This window comes from Kitasatospora sp. NPDC092286 (assembly GCF_044755565.1).
GTDB lineage: Bacteria > Actinomycetota > Actinomycetes > Streptomycetales > Streptomycetaceae > Kitasatospora.
The window spans coordinates 14,512-29,646 of record NZ_JBIVRD010000062.1; the positions used below are offsets into that span (position 1 = coordinate 14,512).

Below are 15,135 nucleotides of genomic sequence, written 5' to 3' on the forward strand. Positions count from 1 at the left end.
CCGCGTTACGCGGGGACGGAGGCCACGCCCGGGGCGAGGAACCCCTTGCCGTTCACCCGCTCGGCGACGCCCGAACGGTCCAGGTACGGGGTGATCCCGCCCAGGTGGAAGGGCCAGCCGGCACCGGTGATCATGCAGAGGTCGATGTCCTGCGCCTCGGCGACGACACCCTCCGCCAGCATCAGGCCGATCTCCTGCGTCACGGCCTCCAGCGCGCGGTCGAGGACCTGCTCCTCGGTCAGCACGGAGTCGCCGAAGGTCAGCAGCTCCAGCACCTCGGGGTCGAGGACCTGCTTGCCGTCGACCCAGGTGTAGAAGCCGCGCTTGCCGGCCTTGACCACCCGGCCGAGGTTCTCGGAGACGGTGAACCGCTCCGGGAAGGCGCCGTGCAGGGTCTCCGAGACATGCAGCGCGATGGCCGGGCCGACCAGCTCCAGCAGCACGATCGGGGACATCGGCAGACCGAGCGGCTCGACGCCCTTCTCGACGGTGGCGATCGGGGTGCCCTCGTCGATGATGCTCTGGATCTCGCCCATGAAGCGGGTCAGGATCCGGTTCACCACGAACGCCGGGGCGTCCTTGACCAGTACGGCGGTCTTCTTCAGCTTCTTCGAGACGCCGAAGGCCGTGGCCAGCGAGGCGTCGTCGGTCTGCTCGCCGCGGACGATCTCCAGCAGCGGGAGGATCGCGACCGGGTTGAAGAAGTGGAAGCCGACGACCCGCTCGGGGTGCTTCAGCTTCGAGGCCATCTCGGTGACCGAGAGCGAGGAGGTGTTGGTCGCCAGCACACAGGTCGGCGAGACCACGTTCTCCAGGTCGGCGAAGACGGTCTGCTTGACGCCCATCTCCTCGAACACGGCCTCGATCACGAAGTCCGCGTCGGCGAAGCCGGCGGCCTTGTCGAGCGAGCCGGTGACCAGGCCCTTGAGGCGGTTGGCCTTGTCCTGGCCGATCCGCCCCTTGCCGAGCAGCTTGTCGATCTCGGTGTGGACGTAGCCGACGCCCTTGTCGATGCGCTCCTGGTCGATGTCGGTGAGGACCACCGGCACCTCCAGCCGGCGGGCGAACAGCAGCGCCAGCTGCGAGGCCATCAGACCGGCGCCGACCACGCCGACCTTGGTGACCGGGCGGGCCAGCGACTTGTCCGGCGCGCCGAACGGGCGCTTGGCCCGGCGCTGCACCAGGTTGAAGGCGTAGATGCCGCTGCGCAGCTCGCCGCTCATGATGAGGTCGGCCAGGGCCGCGTCCTCGGCGTCGAAGCCCGCCTGCAGGTCCTGGTCCTTGACCCGGGCGATGATGTCCAGCGCCTTGTACGCGGCCGGAGCGGCACCGTGCACCTTGGCGTCGGCGACCAGCCGGCCCCAGGCGACGGCGTCGTCCCAGGCCTTGCCGCGGTCGATCTCCTCGCGCTCGACCACGACGTCGCCGTTGAGGACCTTGGCGGTCCACAGCAGCGACTGCTCCAGGAAGTCGGCCGGCTCGAAGATCGCGTCCGCGATGCCGAGCTCGAACACGTCCGCGCCCTTGAGCTGCTTGTTCTGGCTCATCGAGTTCTCGATGATCACCTTGACGGCCTTCGCCGGACCGACCAGGTTCGGCAGGAGGGTGCAGCCGCCCCAGCCCGGGACGAGGCCCAGGAAGACCTCGGGCAGCGAGAAGGCCGGCACGCCCGCGCTGACCGTGCGGTAGGTGCAGTGCAGGCCGACCTCGACGCCGCCGCCCATCGCCGCGCCGTTGTAGTAGGCGAAGGACGGGACGGGCAGCGCGGCGATCCGCTTGAAGACCTCGTGGCCGCCCTTGCCGATGGCCAGCGCGTCCGCGTGCTCCTTGAGCAGCTCGACGCCCTTGAGGTCGGCGCCGACCGCGAAGATGAACGGCTTGCCGGTGACGGCGACGCCGACGATCGTCCCCTCGGCGGCCTCCGCCTCGACCTGGTCGAGTGCGGCGGACAGCTTCAGCAGCGAGCCCGGGCCGAAGGTGGTCGGCTTGGTGTGGTCGAAGCCGTTGTCCAGGGTGATCAGGGCCAGCCGTCCGGCCCGCAGCGGCAGGTCCAGGTGGCGTACGTGCGCGGCGGTCACGACCTCGCCGGGGAACAGCCCGGCGCCGTGCTGCAGCAGCTCAGTGGTGCTCATGGTCACTTACCGCCCTCGGACTCTGCCTGCTCGGTGGCTCCGCTCCAGTGCGGGTTCTCCCAGATGATCGTGCCGCCCATGCCGAAGCCGATGCACATCGTGGTGAGGCCGTAGCGGACGTCCGGGCGCTGTCCGAAGCGGCGGGCCAGCTGGTTCATCAGGCGCACGCCGGAGGAGGCCAGCGGGTGGCCGTAGGCGATCGCGCCGCCGTACGGGTTGACCCGCTCGTCGTCGTCCGCGATGCCGTAGTGGTCCAGGAAGGCGAGCACCTGGACGGCGAAGGCCTCGTTGATCTCGAAGGCCTGGATGTCGTCGATGGTCAGACCGGCCTTGGCCAGCGCCTTCTCGGTGGCCGGCACCGGGCCGATGCCCATGACCTCGGGCTCGACGCCCGCGAAGGCGAACGAGACCAGCCGCATCCTCACCGGGAGGCCGAGCTCCTCGGCGACGTCCTCGGCGGCCAGCAGCGAGGCGGTGGCGCCGTCGTTCAGACCGGCCGAGTTGCCCGCGGTGACGTTGCCGTGCGGGCGGAACGGGGTCTTGAGGCCCGCCAGGTTCTCCAGGGTGGTGCCCGGGCGCATCGGCTCGTCCACGGTGGCCAGGCCCCAGCCGGTCTCGCCGACCTCGGGGTTGGTGTTGCGGATCGAGATCGGCACCAGGTCGGGCTGGATGTCGCCGTTGGCGTACGCCTTGGCGGCCTTCTCCTGCGAGCGCACGGCGTAGGCGTCGCAGCGCTCCTTGGTCAGGTGCGGGAACCGGTCGTGCAGGTTCTCCGCGGTCATGCCCATGAACAGGGCGGACTCGTCGACCAGCTTCTCGGAGACGAAGCGCGGGTTGGGGTCGACGCCCTCGCCCATCGGGTGGCGGCCCATGTGCTCGACGCCGCCGGCCACGACCACGTCGTACGCGCCGAAGGCGATGCCGCCGGCGGTGGTGGTGACGGCGGTCAGCGCGCCGGCGCACATCCGGTCGATCGCGTAGCCCGGGACGGACTTCGGCAGGCCGGACAGCAGGGCGGCGGTGCGGCCGATGGTCAGCCCCTGGTCGCCGATCTGCGTGGTGGCCGCGACGGCGACCTCGTCGATCCGCTCGACGGGCAGGTTCGGGTTACGGCGTACGAGTTCCCGGATGCACTTGACGACCAGGTCGTCGGCGCGGGTCTCGTGGTAGATGCCCTTCGGGCCGGCCTTGCCGAACGGGGTGCGGACGCCATCGACGAAGACGACGTCCCTCGCGGTACGAGGCACGGGGGCTCTCCTCCCAGGGACCAACGGTTGAGGTGGGCAGGCCGCCGCCGTCGAAGACCCGGGCGGCGCCGCTCCACCGCCATGCTACCCGTCGGTAACCAACCTGCCCAGGCCCGGCGGCCCGATCTCCCCGTGTGTCCCGCGCCACGTCCCCGCCACACCCCGTCACATGCCTCTGCGGACTCCCCCGGCCCGGGTACGCCGAAAGGGGATGCCGTCCGTGACGACATCCCCTTTCGGCGTACCTCCGTGTGCCGGTGCCGCTCAGTTCTCCTGGGCCGCCGCCTTGGCGAAGGCCGCGGCCATCGCCGGTGCCACCAGCTCCACCTGCCACTGCCGGGCGCCGAGCCGGCGCAGCGCGGCGGCCACCCGTTCGGCGTCGGCGTCGGCCGGCGGTTCCCAGGAGACCCGGCGGACCAGGTCCGGGGTGATCAGGTTCTCGGCCGGCAGGTTGTGCCGCTCGGCCAGCTCGCTCACCGCGGCCCGCGCCCCGGACAGCCGGGCGGCGGCCACCGGGTCCTTCTCGGCCCAGGCGCGCGGCGGCGGCGGGCCGTCGTGCGGTGCGGCGGCGGGCGGCAGCTGGTTCTCCGGGACGTCCCGGCCCCGCTGTACGGCCGCCAGCCACTGTTCCAGCTGGCGCCGGTGCACCCGCGGCCCGAAGCCCTGAACGCCCTGGAGGGCGGCGATGTTGAGCGGCATGGCCAGCGCGGCGTTGACGATCGCGGCGTCCGAGAGCACCCGGCCCGGCGAGATGTCGCGCTCCTGCGCGGTCCGGTCCCTGGTCAGCCACAGCTCGCGCACCACGGCCAGCTGGCGGCGCCGGCGGACCTTGTGCAGCTGGGAGGTGCGGCGCCACGGGTCGGTGCGCGGCGCGGGCCGGGGCGCGGCGGCGATCGCGGCGAACTCCTCCAGCGCCCAGTCGAGCTTGCCCTGGGCGTCCAGCTCCTGTTCGAGTGCGTCACGCAGCTCGACCAGCACCTCGACGTCCAGAGCGGCGTAGCGCAGCCAGGGCTCGGGCAGCGGGCGGGTGGACCAGTCGACCGCCGAGTGCTCCTTGGCCAGGCTCAGCCCGAGCACGCTCTCGGTCATCGGCCCGAGGCCGACCCGGGCGAAGCCGGCGATCCGCCCGGCCAGCTCGGTGTCGAACAGTCTCTGGGGTCTCATGCCGACCTCGGCCAGGCAGGGCAGGTCCTGGGTGGCGGCGTGCACCACCCATTCGGTGTCCGCGAGGGCGGCGCCCAGCCCACTGAGGTCGGGGCAGGCGATCGGGTCGATCAGCGCGGAGCCGGCGCCCGCGCGGCGGAGCTGGATGAGGTACGCGCGCTGTCCGTAGCGGTAGCCGGAGGCCCGCTCGGCATCGACGGCGACCGGTCCGGTACCCGCGGCGAAGGCGGCGACGGTGGCGGCCAGCGCCCCCTCGTCCGCCACGACTGGCGGGATCCCCTCCTTCGGCTCAAGGAGCGGGACCGGGGCTGCTTCTTCTGGGATGGCTGCTACGGCGTCGGTCACCCACCAAGGGTACGACGGTCCTCAGAACCGGGAGTGTTGTCGGACTGGTCAGACCGGGTCCATGACGATCTCTCCGCCCACCCGGTCCGAGCCGAAGCGCCGTACCAATCCCAACCCGCTCCCACCCGTTCGCCTCGTTCCGCCCGCCCCTATCCGCCTCGCCCGCCGCCCCAGCCCGCCCTACCCGCCCCGAGCCGAAGGGGCGCGCCGGTGCCGAAAGGAAGGAGCGAGGAGGCCCCGAGGAACGAGGGGTCTTGGAGCGACGACCGTCGGCACCGGACCAGAGCGCCCCGGAGGCGAGCGGGCGAAAACACAGAGGCGAGCGGGCGAAAATACGGCCCTGGAGGAAACGTTCCTCCAGGGCCGCCGCAGCGGTCCCACCTAGGGCGTCAGTGAATGATTCCGGTCCGCAACGCGACCGCGACCATCCCGGCCCGGTCGCCGGTACCGAGCTTCCGGGCGATCCGGGCGAGGTGGCTCTTCACGGTGAGCGCGGACAGGCCCATCGCCACACCGATCGCCTTGTTGGACTGGCCCTCCGCGACCAGCCGCAGTACCTCCACCTCGCGGCCGGAGAGCTCGCGGTACGCGGCCTGCTGTGCGCCCGGCGCTCCGGGGGCTCCGGGGGCGCCCGGCACACCGGCCGAGCCCGGCACGCCCGGCATGCCGGGGCGCCGCATCCGGCCGGCCAGGCCGCCCGCGCCGAGCGGCAGGCCCGGGCGGCCCGGCATGGCGACGTTGGTGCGCGTCCCGGTGACGACGTAGCCCTTGACGCCGCCGGCCAGCGCGCTGCGGACGGCGCCGATGTCGTCGGCGGCGGAGAGTGCCAGGCCGTTGGGCCAGCCCGCGGCGCGGGTCTCGGCCAGGATGGTCAGCCCGGAGCCGTCCGGGAGGTGCACGTCGGCGACGCAGATGTCGCGTGGGGTGGAGACCCGGGGGCGGGCCTCCGCGATCGAGGACACTTCGATCACGTCTCGGACGCCGAGGGCCCACAGGTGGCGGGTGACGGTGTTTCGGACGCGGGGATCGGCGATGACCACCATGGCGGTGGGCTTGGTCGGCCGGTAGGCGACCACGTTTGCGGGGTGCTCAAGAAGGACCGACACCAGGCCTCCTGCGGGGAGTGGCGGACGGAACCCCGATGGGGGCGGTCGGAGTGTTCCGCGTTTGGAAAGGGTCACAGTCTGCTTCGGCAGCTACCGTGCCCGGCTTTAGCGAAAGATCACGATCTAGTGAGTAACAATACGGACAAATCGCGCAGGCGACTGATGTGACATGCCTGGAATTCGTACAAAATCGATCAGATCCAGCGCGGATTGGCCGGTTTCGGTGGGTTTCGACCGGTCGATTGACGTGGAGCGGAACGAAGGCCACACTCCGTCAGCCCCGGGGGGCGCCGGTCCGATGCGGACCGGCGCCACTCCTTCGTGCGAACCGGCGCGAATCAGTGCGAACGCGGGCGCCGGCGGGCGGGCATCGGAACCACTCCACCGAGTGACGAGGCATCGGCGGACTGCTGCGCCGCCGGTACGGCCGGCGGCAGGCCGGCGCTGGTGCAGAGCAGGTCCCCCCAGGCCGCCAGGTGCCGCTCGAAGCGGCCGTCGGCCGGCGTCCAGGACGCGCGGATCTCGATCTCGGTGGACGACGCCCGGTCCGCCAGCGCGCCGAAGTACTGCGAGGCGCATCTGGTCACCGTGCCGGACGGCTCCACGAAGCCGGCGCCGTGCGTCTGCAGCGCGTCCAGCAGCCAGGCCCAGCCGACCTCGGAGAGCATCGGGTCGCCGGCCATTTCGGGCTCCAGTTCGGCCCGGGTCATGGTCACGACCCGGAAGTCACCGTTCCAGGCCTCCTGGCCGGCCGGGTCGTGCAGCAGCACCAGCCGGCCGTCGGCCAGCTCCTCGCCGTCCACCTCCACGGAGGCGGTCAGCGCGAACGAGTAGGGGGCGAGCCGGCGTGGCGCGGGTACGGCGGACAGTTCGATCTCGGGGCGCAACCGCACCCCGCTCAGTGCCTCGACGGCGGCCCGGAACTCGCTCGGCGCCCCCTCCCGACCCGTTCCGCCACCTGTTCCGCCACCCTGTGCGGGGTGCCCGCCGACCGCTGCCATGACCCGAAGACTAGGTCGAAAACCTGGGTAATCGCCGCAACTTCTGCCCGTGCGGCGTGCCGGGACGGCAATCCGGCCAGATCTTGGAGGAACCCACGAGGCCGGGCGGGGAGTGCCACCCGGGGTACGTGCGAAGATTTGAACCGTGAGTGAGACAACGGCAGACACCACGGCAGCCATCAGCACCGGTCAGCAGCCCCCCGCGCGCCGCGGCGCCGCGTACGACTCCGCCTTCCTGCGCGCCTGCCGGCACGAGCCGGTGCCGCACACCCCGGTGTGGTTCATGCGCCAGGCCGGCCGCTCGCTGCCCGAGTACCTGAAGGTCCGCGAGGGCATCCCCATGCTGGACTCCTGCATGCGGCCCGAGCTGGTCAAGGAGATCACCCTGCAGCCGGTGCGCCGGCACAAGGTGGACGCGGCGATCTTCTTCAGCGACATCGTGGTCCCGCTCAAGGCCATCGGCATCGACGTGGACATCAAGCCCGGCATCGGCCCGGTGATCGCCGACCCGATCCGCACCGCCGAGGACCTCAAGCGGCTGCGCCCGCTGGAGCCGGACGACGTCCCCTACATCACCGAGGCCGTCGGCCTGCTGGTGGACGAGCTCGGCTCCACCCCGCTGATCGGCTTCGCCGGGGCGCCCTACACCCTGGCCAGCTACCTGATCGAGGGCGGCCCGTCCAGGAACCACGAGAACACCAAGGCCATGATGTACGGGCAGCCCGAGCTGTGGGCCGCCCTGGTGGACCGGCTGGCCGACATCACCTCCGTCTTCCTGAAGGTGCAGATCGAGGCCGGCGCCTCTGCCGTCCAGCTCTTCGACTCCTGGGTCGGCGCGCTCGCCCCCGACGACTACCGCCGCTCGGTGATGCCGGCCAGCACCAAGGTGTTCGACGCCGTCGCCGGATACGGTGTGCCGCGCATCCACTTCGGCGTCGGCACCGGTGAGCTGCTCGGCCTGATGGGCCAGGCCGGCGCGGACGTCGTCGGCGTGGACTGGCGGGTGCCGCTGAACGTCGCCGCCGAGCGGGTCGGCCCCGGCAAGGGGCTCCAGGGCAACCTCGACCCGGCCGTGCTGTTCGCGCCCACCAGGGCGGTCGAGACCAAGGCCCGCGAGGTGCTGCACGCCGCCCAGGCGATCGGCAGCAGCGGCCACATCTTCAACCTCGGCCACGGTGTGCTGCCCAGCATGGACCCGGACGCGCTCAGCCGGCTCGTCGCCTTCGTGCACGAGGCCAGCGCGCGCTGACCGGTCCAGGACAGGACGGTGGCGGGCCCCCGCAAGGCCGCCCGCCACCGCTGTCTCAGCTGTACCGCTCCTCTTCCTCCTCCACCGTCTCCTCCGCCTCCGGACCGGCCGGGAAGCCGGGCCGGCCCGGCGCATGGGCGGGCCGCGGGGGCAGCTTGGCCGCCCGCCGCCGCCGGAGGAACCAGAAGGCGAACGCCGCGGGCCCGAGTACCAGCAGGAACGGCGCCACCGCCGCGACCGCGATCGCCAGCCCGCGGACGATCGTGACCAGCACGTCCCAGCCGCCGCCCAGCGCGGAGCCGACCGAGTGCCAGAAACCCTCCTCGCTCTGCTTCGGTGCGTCGGGCGCGTCGGTGTGGGCGGGCGTCGGCTCGCGCCGTGCGTCCAGCGTGAGGGTGGAGAGCGAAGTCCGGGCGGCCAGCTCCTTCTGCTGCTTCTGCAGCGACTCCAGGTCCGCCTCACGGCGGCTCAACTCGCTCTCCAGACTGGTGATGTCGGCCAGCGACTTCGCCTGGCCCATCAGCGCCCGCACCCGCTCCACGCTCGCCTGCTGGCTCTGGACCCGGCTCGCCACGTCCGCGACCTGCTGGGTCACGTCGTCCGCCTGGCTCTTGCGCGACAGCACCTCGCCGAGTGCGGAGAGCTGGTCCAGGGTCTGCTGGAACGCCGCCGACGGCACCTTGAGGGTGATCTGGCCGTTCAGCGGGCCGCCGGGCCGGGGGGCCGCGCTGTACGGGTCCCTTCCGTCGGGAGCCCCGCCGTTCACCGTCTCGCCGCCGATGTAGCCCCCGGCGGCGGCCGCCAGCTCGCGGGCCCTGGCGAGCACCTGGGAGACGTCCGTGGTCCGCAGCGACAGCTGCGCGGTGTAGGCGATCAGCCGGGTGTCCGCGGCCGGCACGGCGCCCGGCTGCCCGGTCGCCTGCCCGGTCTGCCCCGCCCCCGCCGTTCCGCCCGCTCCGGCCGGAGCCGCCGACTGTGCGGCACCGGCGGCCGGCGCTGCCGCGGCCGCGGGCGCCTCGTCCTTCCTCGCCGCGCTGTCGCCCCCCGCCCGGGCGTCCATGTTCCGCTCGGCCGCGCCGCACCCCCCGACCAGCAGCGCCGCCGCGACCACTCCGGCCGCCAGTGCGCCCGGTCTGCGTCGTCCTCGCACCACGATCGAACCCTCCCCGAACCCTCGGTCCGGCGCCCCGACCGGGGCGCCCAGACCATTCGACGGGCGAGGGCCCGAATCGGACCCGTCCGGGAGATCGCAACTCGATCACGGCTCGGTGGCGGAGGGGACACGTACGGTCGCCGGGGTGGCTACCCGGCCTCGACCTCGATGCCCGCCCGCCGCAGCAGCGCCGCCGTCACCCCGTCCCCCGGGCGCAGGGCGCCGGTGAACGTGCCGTCGTAGACCCGGCCGCAGCCGCACGAGGGGCTGCGGGCCATCAGCAGCGCCCGCCGTGCCCCGGCCGCCTCGGCGGCGGCCAGCGCCTGCCGGGCGCCGTCCAGGAACGCCCCGGTGCAGTCCGCCCCCGTCACGTCCACCACCCGGGCCCGCCCGGCCAGCACGTCCTCGCCGTCCCCACCGACGATCTCCGCCGCCGGCCGCGGCGTCGCCAGCCCGCCCGCCACCTCCGGGCAGACCACCACCGCCTGTCCGGCCTCCACCAGCCCCACGGCCGCCGCCGACGTCTTCGCCCGCCCGTCGTACCGGCACGGCACACCCGCCAGACACGCGCTCACCAGGATCGGTTCCATGGCGGAAAGCTTAGGGCGTGTCTGACAATTCCCGCCGGGCGTGCGGCGTTGGGGCACGCACTCCCCCAGCCTCCGGCCGGGAGGTGCCCCCACGCCGCGTTGTCGTCGGTCGCCGATGCTCCGCATGGACTCCCTCCTCCGCCTTGCGATGCACGCACCCCAACGCCGCGCGCTGATCCGCCGCGAATTGTCAGACACGCCCTGGCCGTGCTCTGATCGGCGGCGCTGCGGAGGGGGAATCGTCCGGAAGCGGGCGGAGTGCGGCAAAGGTGTAAGGACCTGCAAGACTGCGAGGCATGTCGCAAGCACATGTCGTCGTGATCGGCGGCGGTATCGCCGGGCTGGCCGCGGCCGCCTTCCTCAGCGGTGCGGCCGGGGGGAGCGCGCGGGCCCGGGTGACGCTGCTGGAGGCGTCCGGGCGGGTCGGCGGGAAGCTGTCCGGCGGAGAGGTCGGCGGGGTCCGGGTGGACCTGGGGGCCGAGTCGATGCTGGCCCGGCGGCCCGAGGCGGTCGAACTGGCCCGTGCGGTCGGGCTGGGCGAGGAGCTGGAACCGCCGACCACCGCCAAGGCCGCGATCTGGACCAGGGGCGCGCTGCGGCCGCTGCCCGGCGGGCAGGTGATGGGCGTCCCCGGTGACCTGGACGCGCTCGCCGCCTCCGGGGTCCTCACCGCCGAGGGGCTGGAGCGGACCCGGCACGAGGGCGGTACGGAGGTCGCGGACGACATCGCGATCGGCCGGTACGTCGCCGCCCGGCTCGGCCGCGAGGTCGTGGACCGGCTGGTCGAGCCGCTGCTCGGCGGCGTCTACGCCGGGCACGCCGACGAGATCTCGCTGCGCGCCGCCGTGCCGCAGTTGCTGCCGATCGCGCAGGGCGGCGGCTCCCTGGTGGCCGGGGTGCGCGAGCTGGCGACCCGGCCGCAGAGCACCGCCGGGCCGGTGTTCCAGGGCCTGCGCGGCGGCCTCGGCACGCTGCCGGAGGCGGTCGCGGCGGCCTGCGTCAGGGCCGGAGCCGAGCTGCGGACGCACACGCCGGTGGACGAGCTGCGCCGGGCCCCCGACGGCTGGCGGGTGGTGACCGGCGGCGGCGAGACGCTCACGGCGGACGCCGTCGTGCTGGCCGTGCCCGCGCCCGCCGCCGCCCGCCTGCTGCGCACGGACGCGCCGGGCGCGGCCGCCGAACTGGACGGGGTCGAGTACGCGGGGATGGCGCTGGTCACCCTCGCCTTCCGGCGCGCGGACCTGCCCGAACCGCCGGCCGGCAGCGGCTTCCTGGTGCCGCCGGTGGACGGCCGGCGGATCAAGGCGTCCACCTTCTCCTCCAACAAGTGGGGCTGGCTGGAGCGTTCCGCCCCGGACGCGTTCCTGCTGCGCACCTCACTGGGCCGGCACCGCGAGGAGCAGGCGCTGGACCTGCCGGACGAGGAGCTGGTGGCCCGTTCGCTGGAGGACCTGGGCGAGGCGATCGGCCTGACCGCCCGTCCGTACGACACCGCCGTCACCCGCTGGCGGGCCGGCCTGCCGCAGTACCCGGTCGGCCATCTCGACCGGGTGGCCCGGATCCGGGCCGAGGCCGGGCGGCTCGGCGGGCTGGCGCTGTGCGGGGCCGCGTACGACGGGGTGGGCATCCCGGCGTGCGTCGCGAGCGCGCGGACGGCGGTGGCCGCGATCGTCGACGGACTGCCGACCCCGGAGACCGGGGAAGGTTCCACGGAGAGGACAATGGGCGCATGACTGAGACCGTTGAGCGGCAGCCGGAGCAGCAGCCCGAGAAGAAGAAGGCGCGCGACCTGAACCAGGTCATCCGCTACACCATGTGGTCGGTGTTCAAGCTCAAGGGCGCGCTGCCCGAGGACCGCACCGCCCTCGCGGCCGAGGTGGACGAGCTCTTCGCCCAGCTGGCCGCGAAGGACATCACGGTGCGCGGCACCTACGACGTGTCCGGTCTGCGTGCCGATGCCGACATCCTGGTCTGGTGGCACGCCGAGGACTCGGACGACCTCCAGGACGCGTACAACCGCTTCCGCCGCACCGGCCTCGGCCGGGTGCTGGAGCCGGTCTGGTCGAACATGGCGCTGCACCGCCCGGCCGAGTTCAACAAGTCGCACATCCCGGCGTTCCTCGCCGACGAGCGCCCGCGCGACTACGTCTGCGTCTACCCGTTCGTCCGCTCCTACGAGTGGTACCTGCTGCCGGACGCCGAGCGGCGCGCGATGCTCTCCGAGCACGGCCAGATGGCGCGCGGCTACCCGGACGTGCGGGCCAACACCGTGGCCTCCTTCGCCCTCGGCGACTACGAGTGGCTGCTCGCCTTCGAGGCGGACGAGCTGCACCGGATCGTCGACCTGATGCGCGACCTGCGCCCGTCCCGGGCCCGGCTGCACGTCCGCGAGGAGGTGCCGTTCTTCACCGGCCGCCGCAAGCCGGTGAGCGAGCTGCTCAACGGCCTGGTCTGACCGGCCGCGCACCATGTGGAGGGGCCCGCCTCGGCGGGCCCCTCCACGCGTTCTCCGGCCGGAGCGCGGTCGGCCGGGCCGCGGTCAGTCGCGCTGGGGGCGGAGCGCCGCGCGCAGCCGGGCGTCCGGGAGGGCGGCCGGGCCGATCATCGCGACGGCGGTGAGCAGTTCACGCTCGTCGTCGTCGACGAGGCCGTGCTGGCGCGCCGGGCGGACCTCGCGCAGCACCTCCTGGCCGACCGGTGAGGCCCACTGGGTGTAGGGGTAGACGTCGACCCGGGCCATCAGCAGCGTGCCCGAGGTGAGGATCAGCGGCAGCGAGAACCAGGCGAGCGGCACCAGCGTGTCACCGTCCGCGGCCCCGCCGACGGCCAGCGCGGCGGCCAGCAGCACCAGCGAGAGCAGCAGCGCCTGCCGGACCTGCCGGATCACCAGGACGGTGTTCTGCTGCACCGACGCCGGGGTGGCCAGTCCGGCCAGGGTCAGCCGGCCGCCGATCTCCAGCACGGTGGGGTGGACGCCCATCGCCCGCCGCAGGTCGGCCGTCCGGCACTGGCCCTCGGGCCCGACGGTGGCGACCACCGCGCGTTCCAGCCGGCTGCGGCCCTTGGGGTCGACGACGGTGGTCCAGCCGGTGTGCGCGAGGTGCAGCCGCCCCCGGGAGGACATCAGGACGAGCGCCAGCTCCACCACCCGGTCCGGGCCGCCCGCCAGGTAGGCCGTCTCGTACAGCCCGATTCCGACGGCCTCGGACGGCCGCGGTCCGTCCTGTCCGGCGAGGGTGTCCGCGGTGGCGGTCATCCGGACCAGCCGGATGCAGGAGAGCACCGCGGCGACGCAGGCCGGGATCAGGAAGAGCAACCACATGGGCTTGTTGTAGACCTCTCGCGGTCGCGCGCGGAACGCATTCCCGGAGCGCGATACCGAACTGTGACGTCAGGAGCCGCAGCTCGAACCACCACAGCTCGAACCGCAGCTGGAGGAGGACGAGGACCCGCAGCTGCTGGAGCCGGAGCCGCAGCTCGACGAGGACGAGCCGCAACCGCTGGAACTGGAGCCGCAGCTGCCGCCGCCGCAGCCGGATCCGGAGGACCCGGAGTCGGAGGAGCCGCACCAGGCGGCCGAGCCGCCGCAGGAGGAGCCGGACGAGGACGACGAGCATGACGAGGACGACGAGCATGACGAGGACGACGAGGAGGAGGACGAGGAGCCGCCGGTGGCCGCCGTGGACCGGGCGGCCGCGTCGGCCGCCGCCGCGGCGAGCATCGCCTCCTGCAGTTCCTCGTCCCCGAGCCCGGCGGCGGCCAGCCCGCCCAGCGCGATCGCGCCGAGCAGCGCGCCGCCCGTCGACCTGGGCGCCAGACCGGCACTGGGCTTCCACGGCTTGCCGCTGTTCATCAGAATGAGCTGGCGGCAGCCGGCCAGGGTGATCCGGCCCTTGACCGGCCAGGTGAGGATCAGGGCGACCAGGCCCACCACGAGCAGGACCGGCGGGATCCACGGCGCGGGCCGGTCGGAGCCGGCGTCGCCGGAGTCCAGCAGATAGGCCGCGACGGTGAACACCACCACGCCCAGCAGGGCGAACCAGAGCCGGCGGCGTGCCAGGCGGGCCCGCCGCAGCCGGACGGGGTTGCGCATCAGGCCGCGGTCGGCGAGCCGGTCGCCGATCTCCTGGACGGCGGGGGAGCGCATCACCTCGCGGCGCAGCGGGGTGAGGTCGCGGTGCTTTGACGGTCCGACGGCCTCGATGATCGCGAGGTCCACGGCGTCGTACGGCGTGCCGGTGGTGACGGTGACCAGGCCGGCCCGGTTGACCACCACCCGGCCCGCCTGGTGCATCCGCACCAGCGCGGTGTCGAAGACCCGGCCGGGGCCCCCGGACAGGAAGGCGGTGTCCAGCAGCGGCAGGCCGCGGCCGGGCAGGCCCTTGGCGAAGGGCACGCGCTTGACCAGCACCTTGGCCCGGATCGCGGCGACGGCGGCCGCGGCCAGCAGGACGGCCGGGACCAGGTAGTAGACGTTGTGCCACATGGGCGTTTCCCCCGGAATGGTGAGGTCTTACAGTTCGTGGGAGGGTCCGGCGCTTCCCGCCGGCCTCTTCTGGTCGTGTGGCCGCGGGCCGGGTAGCAGGGCCCGGCGCAGGCGGGTGAGCGGGCCGGGCCGTCGCCCGGCGGCGGGGTCGAGCCACTGCCGCAGGGCGGTGCGGTGCTCCTCTCCCGTGGCATCGTCCGCGATCGCCCAGGCGGCGAAGGCGCGGGCGTCGGCGCGGTAGCCGCCGGTCTGCGGGTGCCGGCGGGCGTACGCGAGGAACAGCGGTCCGTACTGCGGCCCGAGCAGGCGGGGCAGGGCCGGGGCGACCTTGGCGGCGGTGTCGCGGCGCTTGGCGGCCAGGCCGATCGACTGGGCGCGCACCTGGGCCTCGTCGAAGCCGGGCGGGACGGGGCCGCCGGCCACCAGGGCGGCCAGCAGCGCCTCCTGGCGCCGGGCCAGCGCGGCGCGGGCGGCGGTCAGGTCCGGGGCCTCGAGCGCTGGGCTCCCGTGGGCGGGGATCTCGTGCGCCGGGGGCTCGTGCGCGGGGTGATCGTGCGCCGGGCTCTTCTTGGGTTCAAGGGGTCGTCGCAACACCACTTGGTTTTAGGTGGTGAGTAGATCACGTAGACGCTCGGCTGGGGTATTCCAGCCGAGCGTCTTGC

The 15,135-nt window shown here is 73.5% G+C and carries 13 protein-coding genes; 3 read left to right on the forward strand and 10 right to left on the reverse strand.

Features of this window, described 5'->3' with window-relative positions; all coding sequences use genetic code 11:
- Window positions 1–5: 5 nt before the first annotated feature.
- The 5 genes from ACIQIB_RS36910 to ACIQIB_RS36930 form a co-directional block, all read right to left on the reverse strand.
- Window positions 6–2,132, reverse strand: a complete 2,127-nt coding sequence (locus ACIQIB_RS36910) for a 3-hydroxyacyl-CoA dehydrogenase NAD-binding domain-containing protein (protein WP_400763473.1) — start codon at window positions 2,130–2,132, stop codon at window positions 6–8.
- 2 nt (window positions 2,133–2,134) lie between these two features.
- Window positions 2,135–3,379, reverse strand: coding sequence for an acetyl-CoA C-acyltransferase (locus ACIQIB_RS36915; RefSeq protein WP_363613453.1), 1,245 nt, complete (start codon window positions 3,377–3,379; stop codon window positions 2,135–2,137).
- A gap of 264 nt (window positions 3,380–3,643) precedes the next feature.
- On the reverse strand, window positions 3,644–4,888 hold the full coding sequence (locus ACIQIB_RS36920) for a ribonuclease D (protein ID WP_363613455.1): 1,245 nt from the start codon (window positions 4,886–4,888) through the stop codon (window positions 3,644–3,646).
- A gap of 389 nt (window positions 4,889–5,277) precedes the next feature.
- The gene (locus ACIQIB_RS36925; RefSeq protein WP_363613457.1) at window positions 5,278–5,994 is read right to left on the reverse strand and encodes a response regulator transcription factor; all 717 of its coding nucleotides are present in this window, start codon (window positions 5,992–5,994) and stop codon (window positions 5,278–5,280) included.
- A gap of 338 nt (window positions 5,995–6,332) precedes the next feature.
- Window positions 6,333–6,995 (reverse strand): DUF3000 domain-containing protein, encoded by a 663-nt coding sequence (locus ACIQIB_RS36930; protein WP_363613459.1) that lies wholly within the window; start codon window positions 6,993–6,995, stop codon window positions 6,333–6,335.
- Between the two features lie 178 nt (window positions 6,996–7,173).
- Between ACIQIB_RS36930 and hemE the strand changes: the two genes are divergently transcribed.
- Complete coding sequence (gene hemE, locus ACIQIB_RS36935; protein WP_363613487.1) at window positions 7,174–8,244, forward strand: uroporphyrinogen decarboxylase; 1,071 nt, start codon at window positions 7,174–7,176, stop codon at window positions 8,242–8,244.
- Window positions 8,245–8,299: 55 nt separating this feature from the next.
- Here the strand turns inward: hemE and ACIQIB_RS36940 are convergent, their stop codons facing one another.
- Together ACIQIB_RS36940 and ACIQIB_RS36945 are read right to left on the reverse strand one after the other, a co-directional pair.
- Window positions 8,300–9,397 carry a DUF4349 domain-containing protein gene (locus tag ACIQIB_RS36940; RefSeq protein WP_400763475.1) on the reverse strand — a complete coding sequence of 366 codons (1,098 nt, stop codon included), beginning with the start codon at window positions 9,395–9,397 and terminating at the stop codon, window positions 8,300–8,302.
- A gap of 149 nt (window positions 9,398–9,546) precedes the next feature.
- The gene (locus ACIQIB_RS36945; RefSeq protein ID WP_363613463.1) at window positions 9,547–9,987 is read right to left on the reverse strand and encodes a DUF523 domain-containing protein; all 441 of its coding nucleotides are present in this window, start codon (window positions 9,985–9,987) and stop codon (window positions 9,547–9,549) included.
- Between the two features lie 296 nt (window positions 9,988–10,283).
- On the opposite strand from ACIQIB_RS36945, the gene hemG reads away from it, so the two are divergent.
- Window positions 10,284–11,720, forward strand: coding sequence for a protoporphyrinogen oxidase (hemG, locus tag ACIQIB_RS36950; RefSeq protein ID WP_400763477.1), 1,437 nt, complete (start codon window positions 10,284–10,286; stop codon window positions 11,718–11,720).
- Window positions 11,717–12,442, forward strand: a complete 726-nt coding sequence (gene hemQ / locus ACIQIB_RS36955; RefSeq protein ID WP_363613467.1) for a hydrogen peroxide-dependent heme synthase — start codon at window positions 11,717–11,719, stop codon at window positions 12,440–12,442. Before hemG ends, hemQ begins: the two co-directional genes overlap by 4 nt.
- 84 nt (window positions 12,443–12,526) lie before the next feature.
- On the opposite strand, the gene ACIQIB_RS36960 is transcribed toward hemQ, so the two are convergent.
- The 3 genes from ACIQIB_RS36960 to ACIQIB_RS36970 form a co-directional block, all read right to left on the reverse strand.
- Window positions 12,527–13,309, reverse strand: coding sequence for a TIGR04222 domain-containing membrane protein (locus tag ACIQIB_RS36960; protein WP_363613469.1), 783 nt, complete (start codon window positions 13,307–13,309; stop codon window positions 12,527–12,529).
- A 69-nt stretch (window positions 13,310–13,378) separates the two neighbouring features.
- Window positions 13,379–14,473, reverse strand: coding sequence for a TIGR04222 domain-containing membrane protein (locus tag ACIQIB_RS36965; RefSeq protein ID WP_400763479.1), 1,095 nt, complete (start codon window positions 14,471–14,473; stop codon window positions 13,379–13,381).
- Between the two features lie 27 nt (window positions 14,474–14,500).
- The gene (locus tag ACIQIB_RS36970; RefSeq protein WP_400763482.1) at window positions 14,501–15,067 is read right to left on the reverse strand and encodes a hypothetical protein; all 567 of its coding nucleotides are present in this window, start codon (window positions 15,065–15,067) and stop codon (window positions 14,501–14,503) included.
- Between the last annotated feature and the right edge of the window lie 68 nt (window positions 15,068–15,135).